We start from the raw sequence: 18,161 nt of genomic DNA, 5'->3' as shown, positions 1-18,161 counted from the left end.
GTCCGCGACCTCGAGGGAAGTCCATGAACCTGAAAGGCGACCAGTGACCGCCTTGCCGAGCATCGGAGTTCATCCCGCCCTTGGCCCGCCCGACGACTCCGTCTCCGACGCCTCGGTCATCGAGCGCTCCTGGGACGAGCCCGACGCGTTCGCGGTGCTCTTCAACCGCTACGCCGACGACATCCACCGGTACGCGGCCAGACGCCTCGGCACCGAGGCCGCCGACGACCTGATGGCCGAGACCTTCGTGATCGCCTTCCAGCAGCGGCGGCGCTACGACGTGTCGCGGCCGCAGGCACGCCCCTGGCTGTACGGGATCGTCACCAACCTCGTCGGCCAGCACCGGCGCGCGGAGGCCCGCCGCCTCAAGGCCCTCTCCCGCGTCGCCACCACCTCCCCGGCCGAGGGTGAGCCGCTCGCGGACCGGGTGGCCGCCAAGGTCAGCGCCGAGAGCACCCGCGGCCGACTGGCCGGCGCCCTCGCGGCGTTGCCCGCCCGGCACCGGGACGTGCTGCTGCTGATCGCCTGGGGCGATCTCGACTACGCGGAGGCCGCCGAGGCCCTGGGCGTGCCGGTCGGAACGGTGCGCTCACGGCTGCACCGGGCGCGGACCGGACTGCGCCGGGAACTGGGCGGTTCGGATCCCACAGCCCTGCACGAGGAGACCGAGGAGACCGATCGTGGATGACCTCACCGCAGTGCGCGAGCTGCAGGCCGACGTGCCTGCGTTGACCGACGAGGCCCGCGCGGCCGCCCGCGCCCGGCTCCGGCGCGCCGTCGAGGCAGAGCGCCGCCCCACGCCGTTGTCCCGGCGGCTGATGATCAGGGTCGCCGTCGCCGGAACCGCCGCGGCAGCCGTCACGGGAGGCATCGTCGTCGCCGCCCGGGACGACGGGGGCACGGACGCTCCGCGGATGACGACACTGAGCGCGGCGCAGTTGCTGCACAAGGCCGCGGGGCAGTCCCGCTCGGCCGGTGCCGGTCTGCCGATTCCGCGCAACGACCAGTACCTGTACACGAAGACCTACATCACGCGGACGTATGTGAAGGGTGCGAGGACCAAGACCTGGACGGACGAGAGCTGGCTCTCCGTGGACGGCTCCAAGCCCTCCTGGCGCGAGGAGTTCGGCAAGATCCACCACGACCCGCCGCTGGGCAGGCACGAGGTGAGGTGGCCGCCGACCGAGTACGCCAAGCTGGCGAAGTGGCCGACGGACCCGGACAGGCTGCTCAAGTTGCTCAGGTGGACGGGGAAGAACGCGCCGGAGGCCAACAGCATGGCCTTCATGAACGCGTGCATGCTGATGGAGGGGCCGCGCGTCATGCCGCCCGGCCTGGAGGCCGCCACCTTCGAGGCCGTCGCGAAGATTCCCGGCATCCGGCTCGACTACCACGACGTGGACGCTCTCGGCCGGCGCGGCATCGGGGTCTCCTACCCGAAGATCACCTTCTCGTTCGTCTTCGACCCCAAGACCTATGCCTACCTGGGCCTGCGGTTGAAGGGAAGCAGCCCGAAGAAGGTGGACGGCGAGTGGCGGCAGGCCAACTGGTACTACGAGATGCGGGGGCTGCAGCAGGTGGCCGTCGTCGACCGCATCGGCCAGCGCCCCTAGCGCCGCCGGGCTGCCGTACCGCGCGGGGGGCGGTACGGCAGCCCCGCGTACCGGTCAGCCGATGTGGTAACTGTCCCCGTAGACCTTCCAGTTCAGCGGGGTGTCGAGGCACAGGTTGCCGTTGCGCAGGAAGACCCGCTGTTCCGTGTCGACGCGGCTGGTGTCGCTGTGTGCCTCCTCCTGCTTCATGGCCCACACCCGGGCGTCGAGGAAGGCGTTCAGGTACGCCACCTCGTCGCCGCCCTGCGCCGGCGGCTTCGCTTTGTTGAGCGCGCGCTTGCGTATGTTGCGGAAGCTGGTGGGGTCGTCGCCGTCGCCGTGCATGACGATGGCGTCGTAGTACGCGAACTGGCCCAGCGTCCCGATCCGGTCCGCCTTGCCCTGCCGGACGGCCGGGTTGAAGTACACGCGGTCGCGCTCGTCGTTCTGGGCCTGCTGGAACGCGGTGTCCTGGGCCGCCCTGCGCCAGTCGCGGGGGAAGTTGGGGTCCAGCCCCTCGTGCGAGTCGGAGCCGTTCACCTGGCGCAGCGCAGGAAGGTATTTGGCAAGAACGTTGCCGGGCTTGCGGTCGGTGTAGAGCTGGACGAGGTCGAGCATGTCGCCGGTGCCGGAGCAGAAGCCGATGATCCCGGCGGTGTAGCCGCGGCCGTCGCCGATGTCCTCGATGTACTTGTACTGCGCCTTCCAGTCGAGCGAGGAGTTCTCCGCGCTCGACACCAGCTTCATGGCGATCTCCTTCTTCGCCGGGTCGTCGAGGCCCACGCAGCCCGCCGCGGCCGGGGTGGCCGAGGCGTGCGAGGGCCGCAGGAACGGCGCTGCCGCCAGGGATGCGCCGGCCGCCACGAGGACGGTGCGACGTGCGATGCGGTGGGGATGTGCGGGGTCGTTGGAGAGGTGCCTCACGGGGGCTCCAAGTGGTGGTGGGGGGTGGCGAGTTGACGGCGTCTGACACTGATAGGAAGGTTTCCTATCAGAGGAGGAGCGTGACGCACACCCGTCGCGGAAGAAGTTCGTAGGGACGTACGAAGCAGGTACGGACCAAAAGGGGGTGAGTCAGGGCAGTGGCTGTTCCGCCCAGATGACCTTGCCCTCGGGGGTGTACCGGGTGCCCCAGCGATCGGCGAGCTGCGCCACCAGGAACAGCCCGCGGCCACCCTCGTCCGTCATCGCCGCATACCGAAGGTGCGGCGATGTGCTGCTGCTGTCGAAGACCTCGCAGATCAGGGTGCGGTCGAACAGCACGCGCACGTGGATCGGGTCGGCGCCGTAGCGGATCGCGTTGGTCACCAGCTCGCTCAAAATCAGCTCCGTGGTGAACGTCAGCTCGTCGAGCCCCCACTCGGTGAGCCTGCGGCTGACGGAGGCACGTACCTCCCCGACGGCCGCCGGGTCGTTGCGCACCTGCCAGTCGGCGATCCGGCCGGCGTCGAGTCCGCGGGTACGGGCCACGATCAGGGCGACGTCGTCGCTCGGCCGGGCCGGCAGCTGCGAGTCGAGCACGACCTGGCAGGTCTCCTCCGGCGACTCACCCGCGCGTTCCAGCGCACCCCGCAGAAGCGCGAGCCCCTCGTCGATGTCCCGCTCCCGGTCCTCGACCAGCCCGTCCGTGTACAGGACGAGACGGCTGCCCTCCTCCAGCACGAGGTCGGCCGTCTCGAACGGCAGTCCGCCGAGGCCGAGCGGGGGACCGGCGGGCACGTCGGGGAACTCCACCTCGCCGTCGGGCCGGATGAGGGCCGGCGGCGGATGCCCGGCGCGGGCGATGGTGCACGTCCGCGAGACCGGGTCGTAGATCGCGTACAGGCAGGTGGCGCCGGTGACCGGGGCGCTGCCGCCGTCCGCCGTCTCGTCCTGGTCGATACGGCCGACCAACTCGTCCAGCAGCGCGAGGAGTTCGTCGGGCGGCAGGTCCAGGGCGGAGAAGTTGTGGACCGCCGTGCGCAGCCGCCCCATGGTGGCCGCGGCGTGCAGCCCGTGCCCGACGACGTCGCCGACCACCAGGGCGACACGGGCTCCCGACAGCGGCAGTACGTCGAACCAGTCCCCGCCGACCCCGGCCTGCGCGGGCAGATACCGGTAGGCGATGTCCAGGGCACTCTGCTCGGGCAGTCGGCGCGGCAGCAGGCTGCGCTGCAGGGTCACGGCCATGCTGTGCTCGCGCGTGTAGCGGCGGGCGTTGTCGATGGAGACCGCGGCGCGGGCCACCAGTTCCTCGGCGAGGGCCAGGTCGTCCGCGTCGAAGGGCTCGGGCTTCTCCGATCGCCAGAAGCTGACCACCCCGAGCACCAGCGAGCCGGCGCGCAGCGGCACGGTGATCAGCGAGTGGATGCCGTACTCGATGATCTGCGCGGTGCGCTCCAGATCCTGCGCGTGCCAGCCCGGCGCCGCGCCGAGGTCCGGCTCCAGCACGGCCTGCCCGGAGTGCAGGCTGCGAGCCTGCGGCGAGGAGTCGACGAACTTGATCTGCCGGCCCACCTTGTACAGCGGGACGTCCTCGCGGACCCCGCTCGACGCGGTACGGCGCAAGGCGGTCACCCCCTCCGGCTGGCCCCCGTCCAGCACCGCGTCGAACAGGTCGACCGTGGCGAAATCGGCGAACCGCGGCACGGCGAGCTCCGCCAGCTCCTCCGCGGTGCGGGCGACGTCCAGACTGGTGCCGATGCCCACCCCGGCGTCGTACAGCATGTTGAGGCGTTCCCGCGCGGTCTCCGCCCGGCCGGACAGGGCGCGCAGCTCGGTCGAGTCACGCAGCGTGGCGACGCTGCCCGGCGGGCCGCCCTGGACGTCCGTGGGCCGCTGGTTGACCGCCAGGAGCCGGTCCTTGACCAGGTGCACCTCGTCGGTGGCGACGCGCCCGGAGGCCAGCAGCTCGGCCGTGTCCGGGGGGAGGCCCAGGTCGAGGACGTGCCGGCCCTCGGCGTCCGCGGGCAGGTCGAGCAGCCGGTGCGCCTCGTCGTTGGCGAGCAGCAGCCGGCCGTCACCGCTGACGATGAGCACGCCCTCGCGCACGGCGTGCAGCACCGCGTCGTGGTGCTCGTACATGCGGGTCATCTCGTGCGGGCCGAGGCCGTGCGTCTGGCGCAGCAGCCGTCTGCTCACCAGCGCGGTGCCCCCGGTGGCCAGGGCGAGTCCTCCGGCAGCGGCGAACAGGACCAGCGGCAGCTGCCGGTTGGCGGTGCCGCCCACGGTCGCGGTCGTGATGCCAGCCGACACCAGGCCCACGACCTTGCCGTCGTCCGCCTTGATCGGCACGACCGCCTGCACCAGCCGCCCGATCGTCCCGTTGATCTCCTCGACCACGGTCCCGCCGGCCAGCGCGGGCCCGATCGTCCCCACGAACTTCTTGCCGATGCGGTTCGGTTTGGGGTGCGTGTAGCGGATGCCGTCGGTGTTCATGACGACGATGAAATCGACGCCGGTCGCCTTGCGGGCGGCCTCCGCCCGCGGCTGCAGAATCGCCGTGGGGTGCGGGCTGTCGAGCGCCTCACGGGTGCCCGGCGCATTGGCGAACGCCTGGGCGACGGCGACCGACCGGTTGCGGGCCTCCTGCGTGCTGTCGTGGCGGACCTGCAGATACAGCGCCACCACCGCGGCGACCACCAGCAGCAGCACGATCACCACCTGGAGGACGAACACCTGCCGGGCGATGCTGCGCCCGGTCAGCGCGGAGCGCAACGCCGTGATGCGGCCCGGTTCCGGCTCGCCCGGGCGTCCACTTCGGCGGGTGGGCGCACTGTGCGGCGTCCGTGTCGTGCGCCGCCCGTGCGCTGCGTGGGCGCGATCGGCCGCGCGGCGGGCACGGGGACCGCCGGGACGGCGGTGCGACCGGGTCCCGGAGCGGTCCGGAAGTCGGACCATGTGCCCATGTCTACACTGCCGGGCCGCGTGAGGCGAGAGGCGTCACAGCGGGTGACGGAGATCGCCCCCTGTCCGCATGCCGATGTCACGGGCGGTGGACGGTTTCACTGCCGGTTCCCGTGCGCCGCACGGCGCGTGGCGAGAAGCAGCGCGATGTCGTCGGGACGGTCCGCGGAGTGCCGGGCCGTCGCGGTGAGGCGGTCGGCGACCCCGGCCAGCGGACGGCGGCCCGGACGGACGGCAGGCGCGCCGAACTTCGCCAGGGCCACCCGCAGGGCCGTGATGCCCTCGTCGATGTCGACACCGGGCCGCTCGACCAGCCCGTCCGTGTACAGCGCGAGGACGGCGCCGGGCTCGATCCGAAGCTCGGCGACGGGGTACTGGGCGTGCGGATCCACCCCGAGCACCACCCCGCCGGGCAGGTCCAGCACCTCGGTGTGGCCGTCCGGGTGACGCAGCAGCGGCGGCGGATGTCCCGCGCGGGCCGCCCGCGCCAGGCCCGAGGCCGGGTCCAGCCGGATGTAGCAGCAGCTCGCGAACTGTCCGGGATCCAGGTCGATCAGCAGATGGTTGGTGCCGCTCATCACCTCGTCGGGAGGCCGGTCACCGAGCGCGAACGCCCTGACCGCACTGCGCAGTTGACCCATGGTGGCGGCTGCCTGCACGCCGTGCCCCTGCACATCGCCGATGACCAGCGCCAGACCGTCCCCCGCCTCCACGACGTCGTACCAGTCACCGCCCACCTCCATGCCCTGGGTGCCGGGCAGATACCGGCCGGTGGTCTCCACCTGCGGGTGGGCCGAGAGCCGGCGGGGGAGCAGGGCCTGCTGCAGTCCGCGGGCGAGCGCCGCCTCGCTCTCGTAGCGCTTGGCCTTCTCCATGGCGTGGGCGATCAGACCGGCGAGCGCGGTGAGTGCCGTGCGCTCCTCGGTGCTGAAGCTGCGTGAACCGTCGAAGCCCAGGATGCAGGAGCCCACCGGACGCCCGGAGGCGATCAGCGGCAGGAAGGCGCGGGCCCCTTCGTCCGCGTCCAGCGCAATGCCCGGATAGGCGGCGGCCAGCTGCTCCATCGAATCGAAGAAGATCGGCCGGCCGCTGGTCAGCGTCTCGACCCCGGGCAGATGGGCGTCCAGGCTCACGCCCTCGAAGGGGGCGAGGAACCCTTTGGGGAAGCCGTTCTCCCAGGCCAGGTACAGGTGCCGGTCCTGGAGCAGATAGATGGCGAGGCGGCGGCCGCCGAACGCGGGCAGCAGTTCCCGCATGACCACGGCGGCCACCTGCCGCGCGGTGACCGCCTCCGTCAGCGCGATGGCGAGCACGATGGGGCGATACAGCGGGGCCATCGACGGGACCCCGGCCGAGGTGGCGGCGGCCGGGGACCGGGTGAGGTCGGCGGCCGCGTCCGCCACCCGGTTCGCCGGGCGGAAGGTGCAGGCCAGCACTTCCGGGCCGGGGTATACACAGACGTCGAGCCAGGCGCCCTCGTACGACGGGCCCTCCTCCTGCGCGTCGTCCGTGGCGGGCCGCGCGACATGGAAGCGCACCGGGTCCGGCGAGAGCAGCGCGCTGCGCAGATGGTCCTCGAACGCGGGCTGGTTGTTCAGCCACGAAACGGCCTCCCACAGGGGGCGGCTGAGCAGCTGCGTCCGGGAGGCGTGCAGCAGCTGTCCGGCGCGCGGGTTGGCGTAGAGGACCAGCCCCAGCCGGTCCAGGCAGAGCACCCCGTCGGGCAGCAGATCGGCGGCGGCGTCGGCCGCCGCACCGGGACCGGGATCGACGATGAAACCACGGACCGGATGCGCGCCGGACGGAGTGCCGGGCGGGGCGGGGGCCGCGTACGGGCTCCACAGCTCCACCAGGCGCAGTGCGCCGTCCTCGGCCCGCACATACAGCGGCAGGGGCGGCGGTCTTCCCGCTGCCGTCTCCCGCAGCGCGGCCAGCACACGGTGGGTCTCGGCCGGGGCCACGGCGTCCGCCAGCGCCTCCACGGAGGTGGCGAACGCGTCGATCGGCACCCCCAGCAGGGCGGGCAGCCGCTCGTCCACGGTCACGACGTCCGTCACCGGATCCCAGGCGAAGCCCCCGGCACGCCCCGCGGGCGGGCGCGCGCCGGGCGGCCGTACGCTCACGGGCTCCCCGTCCCAGGCGACCGACGACCTGCCGCCGTCCTCCAGCCGGCGCAGGGCCCTGCCCAGGTCCTCGGCCAGCCGCACCATGCGGTCGCGGTGGTGGAGCAGCTCGGTGGCGTCCGTGGTGGAGGGCCGCAGCACGCTCAGCACACCGAAGGTCGTCGATCCGCAGCCGATCGGTACGTGCATCGACCCGAACTGGAACGGCAGCCCGGCCGCGAACTGGGGATAGCGGCGCATCGTCTCCGCCGCGTTCGGCAGGACCACCTGCACGCCCAGCCGGTAGGCGTCGGCCACCGGGAACGGGCGGTCCACATGCAGCCGCCACCAGGGCCGGAACAGCGGGCCGGGCAGCCCGGCGAGCACCGCCAGCCGCAGCAGCCCGGGCGTGCCGGAGCGCAGATAGACCGCGCCCGAGTGCCCGCCGGCCGCGCCGATCGCCTCCGTCGAGGCGTCGATCAGCAGTGCGGCCAGCTGCCCGGGCGTCCGGTGTGCGTACTCCGCGCGAGTCATCGGCCCTACCTCGTCCGTACGCCGTCCAGCGGGCGACACAGCAAGAATGCGCCACGACCGACGTGTGGCGCACCTGGGCGGTCCCAGTCTTCGCGCACGAATCACGACTCCCGGGTGCCGCATGCACGACGGCCATTCGCTGCCTCGGCGCCTGCGAGAGCGGCGCGGAGCCGTACAGGACCTTGTGGGAGCGCTCCCAGGCGTGCAGGATGCTGCGGTGACTGCGACGCCCGCCATCCGCCCCTACCGCTGCGAGGACCGCGAAGCCCTCGACGACATCTGCATCCGGACCGCGCACAACGGCCAGGACAGCCGCCCCGTCTACGCGGACCCCGCCATCTTCCCGGCGATCTTCGCGGCCCCCTACGTCGTCCTGGAGCCGGAGCTGGCCTTCGTCCTGGACGACGGGCACGGCCGGGCGGTCGGCTACATCCTCGGCACCGCGGACACGCCCCGCTTCGTCGAGGCCTTCCGCACGAAGTGGCTGCCGCTGGTCGCCGACCGTCACCCGGAGCCCTCCGGACCGCCGAGAACCCCGGACGAACACATGATCCCCCTGCTGCACCACCCGGAACGGATGATCGTCCCCGAGGCCGCCGACCACCCCGCCCATCTGCACATCGACCTGCTCCCCGCATGGCAGGGCCGTGGTCATGGCCGCGAGCTGATGCGGACCTTCCTGCGGGCCCTGCACGACCGGGGCGTCGCCGCCGTGCACCTCTCCATGGTCACGGCCAACACCCCGGCCAGAGCCTTCTACGACCGACTGGGCTTCCACCGGATCGACGTGCCGGACCCGGGACCGGTCACGTATCTCGGCCGCTCGACAGGCGAGTTGGACACGCTGTGACGGCCGGGCACGTCAGCCACGGCTTCAGATCCAGGTGTCCAGCCACATCCGGGCCCGCCAGTCGCCGTACGGGATCGTCGTGCCCGTGTACAGCGGATAGAAGTAGATGAAGTTCCATGCGATGAGCACCACCAGCACGCCCGCGCTCACCGCGCCGACCAGCCGGCGCCGCTCGTTCGCCCCCGACGGCCCCAGCAGGGCGCCGACCATCATGGCGACGGCCAGGCACAGGTAGGGCACGAACACGACGGCGTAGAAGGAAAAGGCCGTACGGTCCTGGTAGTTGAACCACGGAAGGTATCCGGCGCCGACCGCGCACAGGACCGCGCCCGCGCGCCAGTCGCGGCGCAGCGCCCACCGGAACAGCAGGTAGAGCAGCGCGCCGCAGGCCGCCCACCACAGCAGCGGAGTGCCCAGCCCCAGGATCTCCTGCGAGCAGCCGGTCGCGGCGTGACAGCCCTGCTGCCCGGGCTTGGGCGACTCGTAATAAAACGCCACGGGGCGCCCCTGGACCAGCCAGCTCCACGGATTGGACTGGTAGCGGTGCGGGGCGTGGAGGCCGATGTTGAACTCGTACACGGCGTGTTCGTAGTGCCACAGGCTGCGCAGCGGAGCCGGTATCCAGGACCAGGTGCCGCCGCGGCCGTCCGCCCAGTGCCGGTTGTAACCGTCGTCGGACAGGAACCATCCGGTCCAGGTCGCCAGATACGTCACCACGGCGACCGGCACCAGGGAGAGCGCCGAGAAGCCGAGGTCCTTGCGCAGCACCGCCCGGTACGGGTGGCCCGCCCCGGCCACGCGGCGGGCGCCGACGTCCCACAGGAGAGTCAGGGCCGTGAAGAAGACGAGGAAGTAGAGGCCGTTCCACTTGCTCGCGGCGGCCAGTCCCAGGAGAACGCCGGCCGCGAGCCGCCACGGGCGCACGCCCATGCCGACCTGCTCGCCCGTGTACGCGTCGGGACGTGCGAAGCCGTCGTCGCCGACGGGCAGGGCCGCGGCCAGGCGGGCCCGTGCCTTGTCCCGGTCGACCAGCAGGCAGCCGAACGCCGCCAGCGCGAAGAACATCACAACAAGGTCGAGCAGGGCGGTGCGGCTCATCACGAGGTGCAGGCCGTCCACCGCCAGCAGCGCACCGGCGAGACAGCCGAGCAGCGTCGAACGGAACAGCCGGCGCCCTATGCGGCACAGCATGAGCACGGACAGGGTGCCCAGCGCCGCCGTCATGAACCGCCAGCCGAACGGGTCGAGTCCGAACATCCCCTCGCCGAGGGCGATCACCCACTTGCCCATCGGCGGGTGCGCGACGAAGCTGCCGGTGTCGGAGAGCGGGATCACCTGGGGGTGCGCCAGGATCTGCGGGTCGGCGATCTTGCGGTCCGGCCAGCTGCCCTCGTAGCCGAGCCGCAGCATCGCCCAGGCGTCCTTGGCGTAGTACGTCTCGTCGAAGACGACGGCCCGTGGCCGGCCCAGCTGCCAGAACCGGAGCGCGCCCGCCAGCACGGCGACGAGAACCGGTCCCAGCCAGTGCAGGGAGTGCGCGAGACGGCGGGCTGTTCGAGGGCCGAGCCCCACCAACTCCCAGACTCTCGTGGCCGGTTCGGGGAAGGGCGGCACCAGCCGGGTCCGGGTGTCGGTCCGGGGGGCTGCCGCGTACCCGAACCGCCGCAGCCGCTGTGCCCAGGGGGTCGCCTCGGGTGGGGCGGTCGCGGGGGCGTCTTCGTCGACGTCGGACCGTGTGGGGGTGTCACTCGTCACCGGGTCATCGTAGGGAACGCCAGTGCGGTTCAGGTTCGGCCCCCGGGGGGGTGCGGCGTGGTGCAGGGCCCCGACCGCACCCGCGCGGCGGTCGGGGCCCCTCGCGCACCGGCTCAGGAGTGCGCGTGCAGGTGCGAACTCGCGCTACCGCCCAGCCACTTCAGTCCGTCGAGCAGGAAGCGGTTCTGTGTCTCGCTCGCGAACGTCGACGACAGGGTGGTGTTGGTCTCGTAGTTCATCGCGTTGTGGCCGAAGTTGGCGTACAGCATCCGGTACTTGGTGTTCGTCCACAGGATCGGGTAATAGCCGCTGTACCAGCTCTGGTCCGGGTCGGTGCCGAGCGGGAAGCTGCTCGGGTCGACCGAGGCGAGGATCTTGATGTCGGGGTTGCGGCGCAGGTCGTTCGACCAGCTGTACCACTCGCTGACGGACGAGGTGAAGGTCGCGGGCAGGTTCCTGGTCGACGGGTGCGTACGGTCCTCGACGCGCAGGACCGCGGTCGTCGGCCCCCAGGTGTTGGACTTGAAGGTGCCGCTGCCGAGGAACTGGTCGTGATACCAGGGCCAGCTTCGCGCGTCGGTGGTGAAGGCCGAGACGTGGAAGCCCATCCAGGCGCCCCCGTCCCGCATGTAGCGCTCGAATCCGGTGCGTTGGGCGGCGGACTGCGGGAGGTCGTCGAGGAACAGCACGACCTGGTAGCCGCTGACTTTGCCGCCTGCGAGCAGATCCCAGTTGTTGCTCGCCGTGTAGGTGAAGCCGTTCTGTGCGGCCCGCTTCGGGAACCAGTCGTTGGCCTCGTGGACGAAGCTGATGTGGGCAGCGTCCCAGGTGCCGTTGTAGAGGGCGAGCACCTTGAACGGCTGGGAGGCCGCCTGGGCGCGCGGCGCGGACAGGGCCGTCAGCAGGATCGCAAGAAGCACGAGGATGCGTACGGCACCGGTTCGGATGGCATGCATCGGATGAACTCCCCTCCAGTCAGGGGTGGTCGAGGAGGCGGGCCACGTCGGTGGCTCTGTGTGGGGGCAGGGGAGTTCAGCCGGTGTACTGGGCGAAGACACGCGTGTAGTCCCAGGCCTGCTGGGCGACGCCGGAGCAGCTGTCCGCGCCGCCGCCGGTGCAGGGACGGTCGCGGTTGGCGGACCAGAAGGTGAGCCGGGCGAGGTGGTGCTGCCGGGCGTAGCCGAGGATGGTGCGGAAGTCGGCGACGGTGACCTTCTCGTTCTGGTCCGTGATCCCGTTCATGGAGGAGATGCCCATGGTCCGGTAGGCCTGGTCGTCGCCGTAGCCGTAGGCGCTCTTGAGCGCGGACTTGAGGCCCTCGGCCGCCTTCAGGGTCAGCGTCCCCATGTTCTTGCCGGCGCCGCCGAAGTCGAACGGCATGATGGCCCAGGCGTCCACGGACAGACGGGACGCGGCCGCCCGTTTGATCAGGCTGGTGTCGGGCCCGCTCTGGTCGGTGCCGATGGTGACGTAGACCTTCAGGCCCGGGTTGTTCGCCTTCACGGTCTTCAACGCGTCCACCGTGCGCTGCTGCACGGTCGGGTTGCTGTAGGCGTCGGCTTCGATGTCGATGTCGATCGCCTTGAGCCGGTAGGCGCTGATGACCTTCTGGTACGCGGCTGCCAGCTCCCCGGCGCTGGAACAGGAGCTCTCCAGCTTGTTGCCGCTGTACCCGCCGAAGGAGGGGATGACGTCACCGCCGCCGGCGCGCACGGTGGTGACGGTCCGCTGGTCGACGCCACCGGTGAGCGGGCGGCTGCCGTCCCACTGCGGATTGCAGTGCCCGTTGCTGAGGACGAAGGCGAGGGTGAACCACTTGACGCCAGTGGCGCTGCTGATGGTGGCCGGGTCGGGCGGGCTGCCCCAGCCGTTGTAGAGGTACGGCGCGACGGCCATGGGAGCGGCGACCGGGGCGGCGCCGGCGGGGGCGGCGGTGAGGGCTCCGGCGGACACGGCAGTCAGGGCTATGGCGAGACAGGCGCGCAACGCGGCGCCGTGGGTGGGGGGTTGGGGGTTCATGGGTGGGGGGTCACAGCCTTTCGCCGACAAGGGAGGGGGGTGTGGAAGCAGCACAGGGGTTCACATGGATGAACGCTGGGCGTACTCGTGAAGCTGTGTGACCGGGAACCTAAAGGTCTGAACCAAACACGTCAAGAGGTGAAGTCCCGGTGACACGAGTCCTCTTTGTCTCTTCAAGAAATGAGTGCACGCGGAATCCGAGTGCGACGAAGGGGCCGGTTCGCCCATCATGAGCGGATGACTTCGCTGACCTTCGACCGTTGCTGTCGCGAAATCGTCACTCAGACCGACCTGCTCAGAGCACAGATCAAAGGAGCCGACACCAGCACCCCCGTCTCCACTTGTCCCGGCTGGGATCTCGGCCGGCTGCTGCGGCACGTGGGCGGGGATCACCGCTGGGCGGAGGAGGTGGTCCGGACGCGAGCCGCCGCACCCGTTCCCGCCGACCCCGTCGACGACCCGGCCGCATACGCCCAACTGGACGACGGCGCACTGGACGGCTGGCTCGCCGAGGGGGCCGCGCGACTCGGTGCCACCCTGCGCGATGCCGGCCCCGACGCGCGGGTGTGGACGCCGGCCCACGAGCGGAACACCTCGTTCTTCTGGGCCAGGAGGATGACGCACGAGACCGTCGTGCACCGCGCCGATGCCGCGCTGGCGACCGGCGCCGCATTCACGCTCGACGACGATCTGGCCGTGGACGCGGTGCAGGAGTGGATGGAGTTCGCGACGGTCCCCGAGGCGTACGAGCCCCGGGCGGGAGCAGCCGGCCTGCTCGGCCCCGGTCGTACGCTCCAGTTCGAAGCCACCGGAGCCGGGCAGTGGCACGTCGACCTCGGCGGCGACCGGCCCGTGTGGCACAGCGGGCGCGCGGCGGCCGCGGCGACCGCGAAGGGGCCCGTGACGGACCTGCTCCTGTTCCTCTACCGCCGCCCCTCGCCCGCCGTGGTCACCGGAGGTGACGAGGAACTGCTCGAACGGTGGCTGAAGCGCACCGGGTTCTGGCTGGAGGCATAGGACCGGGTACTGGCTGGAGGCACAAGAAGGGGCAGGCCGCAGGGGCGTGGCGGAGGACACGCGGCACGTCGGATTGCCCCAGGTGCGCGGCTGGGCAGCATGAAGGCGAATTGTTTACCTTGAAGGGAGCATGACGCCTCGTGACGCTTGTAGCGCCTCCCCCCATACCGCGTGCGGCGGGATCACTCCCGTTGCTCGGTCACGCGATACAGCTCTTGCACGACAACCTCGCCTTCACCACCTCGCTTCGCCGGCGTTACGGCCCGCTCGTCGAGATCACCCTGCAACCGGGCACCCGCACGCTGGTCGTGCAGGAGCCCGCCCTCATCAGGACGATGCTCACCGAGCTCGCCCCCACACTCGACAAGGGCCGTTTGTTCGACAAGATGGGCCAGCTCCTGGGCGAATCGGTGATCACGGTCGCCGGGCAGGAACACGTCCGCAAGCGCCGTCAGCTCCAACCCGCCCTGGGCCGCGCCGAGATCGCCGGCTACGTCGACGTGATGCGTGGGCAGGCGACCGAGGCCGTCGACAGCTGGCAGCCGGGGCAACGCCTCGAAGTCCGCGAGACGATGGTCAAACTGTCGCTGGACATGCTCACCCAGACCATCTTCTCGGGCAGCCTCGACGCCGACACCTTCCGCCGGCTGCAGCAGAACATCGTCGTGGTGATGGACGGCGTGGGCGTGCGCCTCGTCCTGCCCGACTGGGTCGAGCGCCTGCCGCTGCCGTACAACCGCCGCTTCATGCGGGCGCGTGACGCCGTGCACACCACCGTCAGCAGGGCGGTCGCCGACCTGCGCGCCGGCGGGCACAACACCGGCGACATGCTCTCCATGCTGATGGAGGCGAAGGACGAGAACACCGGCCTTCCGCTGACCGACCAGCAGATCTGCTCCGAGATCCTCACTCTCGCGGTGGCCGGCACGGAGACCACGGCCACCGTCCTGGCCTGGGCCATGTACGAACTCGCCAGGAACCCGGACATCGAGGCCCGTGTCCTCGCCGAACTCCACGAGGTGCTCGGCGACCGGCCCATCACCTTCGACGACATCACCGGCCTGCCGTACCTGAACCGGGTCATCACGGAGGTCCTGAGGCTGCATCACATGGGGTGGATCGTGACCCGGCGCACGCTCACCGAGACCCGGCTCGGGGAGTGGACCCTGCCCGCCGACACCGAGCTCGCGTACTGCCAGCACGCCCTGCACCGTGACCCGGAGTACTACCCGGAACCACTGAAGTTCGATCCGGACCGGTGGCTGGACGACAAGCAGAAGCCCCCGCCGGGCGGCTTCCTCCCCTTTGGCGCGGGCAAGCACAAGTGCATGGGGGACAGGTTCGCGATGACCGAGCTCACCACGAGCCTGGCCACGATTCTTCGCCGGGTGCGGCTGGAGCTGGCGCCGGGCCAGATCGTCCGCCCCGTCGGCCGGGCCACCGCACGGCCCGGGAAGATGGTGATGACCGTGCGGGAGCGCGGGGAGTTCGCGGCCGGCTGACACGACGGACCACCGCGGACAGGCCTTCCCCCTTTGCGGTGCCGGAACGCGCGGTGCACGCGTCGCCGATCCGCCGCCGTGGCCGCACCCTTCATCGGGGAGATGCGGGGCCACGGCGTGCGGGTCACTGAGCCGCGCGGCGAACAGCGGCATCGCGGGCCGACCGCCGGCCGGCGGCTCCCGCCTTGCGGCCACGCACGCCCCAGGCGCGTGCCCGGAGCCCGATCGAGCCGTCCGGGCGAGTCGGCACTCGCTCCCGCAGCGTTTCCCGCAGTTGCTCCTCGGCGGCCGGAGCGAGCGAGGCGACGTAACCGGGGGCGGGGCCCTGCCCCGACAGGAACGGATCCCACAGGTCGGCGAAGTCGATGAAGCGGGTGGGGATTTCGAGAGGCGTGACCTCCACCTCGACCAGCGTGGCCTCGCTCCACAGCCGCCGCAGGGGGGCCGGTCGGCACAGCGGGAAACGGCGGCCCTCGTCCAACTCGGCCGCCGACGTCGGATCGACGACGGTCACGGCCTCCCAGAAGTGCCGTAGAAACCCCATGCCTTCGGCGTAGTCCCACACATACGCGGCGACCAGCCCGCCGGGCGCCACCACACGCGCGGCTTCGGCGACCGCGGCAGCGGGCTCGGGGAGGAAGTTGAGGACCAGCCCGCTGACGACCACGTCCACCGCGGCCTCGCCCACGGGAAGGGCCTGGGCGTCGGCCCGGGCGAAGAGCGCGGGAGGGGACCCGTGCGCCCGCGCCGCGGCCACGAACCCGGCGGACCGCTCCACCCCGAGCAGCGTCCGGGGCCCGCACCGGCGCGCCACGGCCGACGTCAACGCTCCCGAACCGCAGCCCACGTCCAGCCACTGAGCCCCGGGCGCACACGCCAGCCAGGCCACGAACTCTTCCGCCACCAGACGGCTCCACCGCCCCATGTACCGCTCGTACGCGTCCCCGGCGGTCCACACGTCGAATTCCTGTCCGGCCACGCTTCCACTGTGCCGTGCTGTCCCGGTTTGCGCCACGTGTGGGGATGTGGGGGCACGCGCTTTCTGAGAGGTTCGTATGAATCTGTGGGGTGCTTGAACACGCCGGTTCCGCCGTCCGTATGTGGCGAGGGATTTCCATGCCCGACCGCCGTGATCCGTAGGAGAACTCTCGTGGGACGCAACACGCGCAGACGCCCAACAGGCCCGCGCCGCGCAACCTTTGCGGCATTCGCGCTGATGCTGGGCGGAGGCGGGCTGGTGGCGGTCAATGTCTACGCCTCCGCGACGGAGGGCGGTTCGGGCACGGACGCACAGACGCGCAGTGCCGCCGCAGGCACGATCGACTGCCCGGACGTCGGCAGCAAGTTGACCCAGGTGCCGGACCAGGCGCGGGGCGACGTCGACAAGGAACTCGCCTCGATGGACCAGCAGATAGCGGAGGCCTACCAGCGGCTGCAGGCGGCGACGCCGGAACAGCGCCAGGACAGCGACTACACCGACGACCAGGTCATGAAGCCGCTCAAGGAGCAGCGGAGCGAGTCCCTCGACCGCATCGGCAACGCCATGGACCAGGCCGGCGGGCGTCCCGACGGTCTCGGCTCCATGGCGGACTGTTCGATGCGCACCTGGAACGACCAGAACGGCGGCCAGGGTTCGGAAGGCGACCAGCAGAACGGCGGCGGTCAGCAGAACGGCGGCGGTCAGCAGGGCGGCAACGGAGGCCAGGCCGGCAACGGGCCGGTCGTCGGGGACTACCAGGACATCAACACGGTGCAGCCCAATGCCCCGGCGCCGGACCTCAAGTCCTTCGCCTCCAAGGGCACCTTCACCACCAGCTGCGGTGTGAACGAGAACGGCCTGCGCAACTCCGACAACGTGATCGTCGCCCCGGGCGTCACCAATGGCGCCCACCACTTCCACGACTACGTGGGCAACCAGTCCAACAATGCCTTCGCCAGCGACGACGACCTCGCGAACGCCCAGACCAGCTGCGAGAACCCGGGCGACAAGTCCACGTACTACTGGCCGGTGCTGCGGTTGCAGAACGGCAGCCAGGACAAGGACGCGAACTCGCCCGGCGGCGGCATCGAGGGCAACGCCGGCCAGATCGTGACGCCCAAGCAGGTCACGATGACGTTCATCGGCAGCCCGCGCAGCCAGGTCACGGAGATGCCCCGTCTGCTGCGCATCATCACCGGTGACGCGAAAGCGTTCGTGAACGGGCCGGCCAACGCCAACGCCTCCTGGAGCTGCACCGGTTTCGAGGACCGGCAGCTCAAGGACAAGTACCCGCTGTGCCCGCAGGGCAGCGACGTGGTGCGCACCTTCCGGTTCCAGAGCTGCTGGGACGGACGCAACATCGACAGCGCCAACCACCGCACCCACGTGGCCTTCGCCGACGCCTCCGGCAACTGCCAGAACGGCTTCAAGGCCATCCCGCAGCTGGTGCAGCGCATCGTCTACGACGTGAAGGCGCCGAGCCTTCAGGACGGCGGCCGTACGACCCCGCTGTTCGCGGTGGACTCCTTCCCCGAGCAGCTGCACAAGCCGGTCACCGACCACGGCGACTTCATCAACGTCTTCGACGAGGGCCTCATGAAGGAGGTCGTGTCCTGCATCAACGGCGGCCGTGAGTGCGGCGCGGGCACCGGCGAGGACCCGGGCTCCGGCGGGGGAGCGACCCAGCAGCCGACCGAGAAGCCGACGGACCAGCCGAGCGAACAGCCCACCGAACAGCCCACGGCCACTGACCAGCCCACCCAGCAGCCGACCGCCCAGCCCACCGACGCTCCGACCACGCCGCCCGCCGACGACGACAACGGCAACTCGGGCGACGGGTCCGGCAAGGGGCATTCGGGCGACGGGTCCGGCAAGGGGAACTCCGGCAGCGGATCCGGCGACCAGAACGCGCAGCCCACGACCACC

At 71.1% G+C, this 18,161-nt stretch carries 11 protein-coding genes and 2 pseudogenes; 6 read left to right on the top strand and 7 right to left on the bottom strand.

The annotated features are described in order from the left end of the window. Positions 1-61: 61 nt before the first annotated feature. Together ACWC1K_RS37140 and ACWC1K_RS37135 are read left to right on the top strand one after the other, a co-directional pair. Positions 62-688 (top strand): RNA polymerase sigma factor, encoded by a 627-nt coding sequence (locus ACWC1K_RS37140; protein ID WP_450837379.1) that lies wholly within the window; start codon positions 62-64, stop codon positions 686-688. Beyond that, entirely contained in the window at positions 681-1,613 is a 933-nt protein-coding gene (locus ACWC1K_RS37135) for a CU044_5270 family protein (RefSeq protein WP_450837307.1), read from the top strand. The genes ACWC1K_RS37140 and ACWC1K_RS37135 overlap by 8 nt, the downstream gene beginning before the upstream one ends. A gap of 54 nt (positions 1,614-1,667) precedes the next feature. On the opposite strand, the gene ACWC1K_RS37130 is transcribed toward ACWC1K_RS37135, so the two are convergent. The 3 genes from ACWC1K_RS37130 to ACWC1K_RS37120 all read right to left on the bottom strand — a co-directional run bounded on the left by ACWC1K_RS37130 (position 1,668) and on the right by ACWC1K_RS37120 (position 8,113). Beyond that, positions 1,668-2,516 carry a chitosanase gene (locus ACWC1K_RS37130; protein ID WP_450837306.1) on the bottom strand — a complete coding sequence of 283 codons (849 nt, stop codon included), beginning with the start codon at positions 2,514-2,516 and terminating at the stop codon, positions 1,668-1,670. A gap of 150 nt (positions 2,517-2,666) precedes the next feature. Next, positions 2,667-5,471: a SpoIIE family protein phosphatase gene (locus tag ACWC1K_RS37125; protein ID WP_450837305.1), complete on the bottom strand. Its 2,805-nt coding sequence runs from the start codon at positions 5,469-5,471 to the stop codon at positions 2,667-2,669. A gap of 104 nt (positions 5,472-5,575) precedes the next feature. Continuing rightward, positions 5,576-8,113, bottom strand: a complete 2,538-nt coding sequence (locus ACWC1K_RS37120; RefSeq protein WP_450837304.1) for a SpoIIE family protein phosphatase — start codon at positions 8,111-8,113, stop codon at positions 5,576-5,578. A 217-nt stretch (positions 8,114-8,330) separates the two neighbouring features. On the opposite strand from ACWC1K_RS37120, the gene ACWC1K_RS37115 reads away from it, so the two are divergent. Next, positions 8,331-8,963: a GNAT family N-acetyltransferase gene (locus tag ACWC1K_RS37115; RefSeq protein ID WP_450837303.1), complete on the top strand. Its 633-nt coding sequence runs from the start codon at positions 8,331-8,333 to the stop codon at positions 8,961-8,963. A gap of 24 nt (positions 8,964-8,987) precedes the next feature. On the opposite strand, the gene ACWC1K_RS37110 is transcribed toward ACWC1K_RS37115, so the two are convergent. The 3 genes and pseudogenes from ACWC1K_RS37110 to ACWC1K_RS37100 all read right to left on the bottom strand — a co-directional run. Further along, positions 8,988-10,718, bottom strand: a complete 1,731-nt coding sequence (locus tag ACWC1K_RS37110) for a dolichyl-phosphate-mannose--protein mannosyltransferase (protein ID WP_450837302.1) — start codon at positions 10,716-10,718, stop codon at positions 8,988-8,990. Between the two features lie 134 nt (positions 10,719-10,852). Next, positions 10,853-11,674, bottom strand: a pseudogene (locus ACWC1K_RS37105) (ThuA domain-containing protein); the annotation flags it as partial. Positions 11,675-11,750: 76 nt separating this feature from the next. Beyond that, positions 11,751-12,629 (bottom strand): annotated as a pseudogene (locus ACWC1K_RS37100) (chitinase); the annotation flags it as partial. A gap of 345 nt (positions 12,630-12,974) precedes the next feature. Here ACWC1K_RS37100 and ACWC1K_RS37095 point away from each other — a divergent pair. Both ACWC1K_RS37095 and ACWC1K_RS37090 read left to right on the top strand, forming a co-directional pair. Beyond that, complete coding sequence (locus ACWC1K_RS37095; RefSeq protein ID WP_450837301.1) at positions 12,975-13,754, top strand: maleylpyruvate isomerase N-terminal domain-containing protein; 780 nt, start codon at positions 12,975-12,977, stop codon at positions 13,752-13,754. 140 nt (positions 13,755-13,894) lie between these two features. Further along, entirely contained in the window at positions 13,895-15,256 is a 1,362-nt protein-coding gene (locus ACWC1K_RS37090; RefSeq protein WP_450837300.1) for a cytochrome P450, read from the top strand. A gap of 124 nt (positions 15,257-15,380) precedes the next feature. Here ACWC1K_RS37090 and ACWC1K_RS37085 read toward each other — a convergent pair whose 3' ends face one another. Next, positions 15,381-16,235, bottom strand: coding sequence for a class I SAM-dependent methyltransferase (locus ACWC1K_RS37085; RefSeq protein ID WP_450837299.1), 855 nt, complete (start codon positions 16,233-16,235; stop codon positions 15,381-15,383). Positions 16,236-16,406: 171 nt separating this feature from the next. On the opposite strand from ACWC1K_RS37085, the gene ACWC1K_RS37080 reads away from it, so the two are divergent. Then, positions 16,407-18,161: DUF1996 domain-containing protein (locus ACWC1K_RS37080; RefSeq protein ID WP_450837298.1), on the top strand; the 1,755-nt coding region annotated here is incomplete at its 3' end.

This window comes from Streptomyces sp. NPDC001492 (assembly GCF_053597275.1).
Note: the sequence above shows the minus strand (reverse complement) of the source record. Positions and strands in the feature narration are given on the sequence as shown.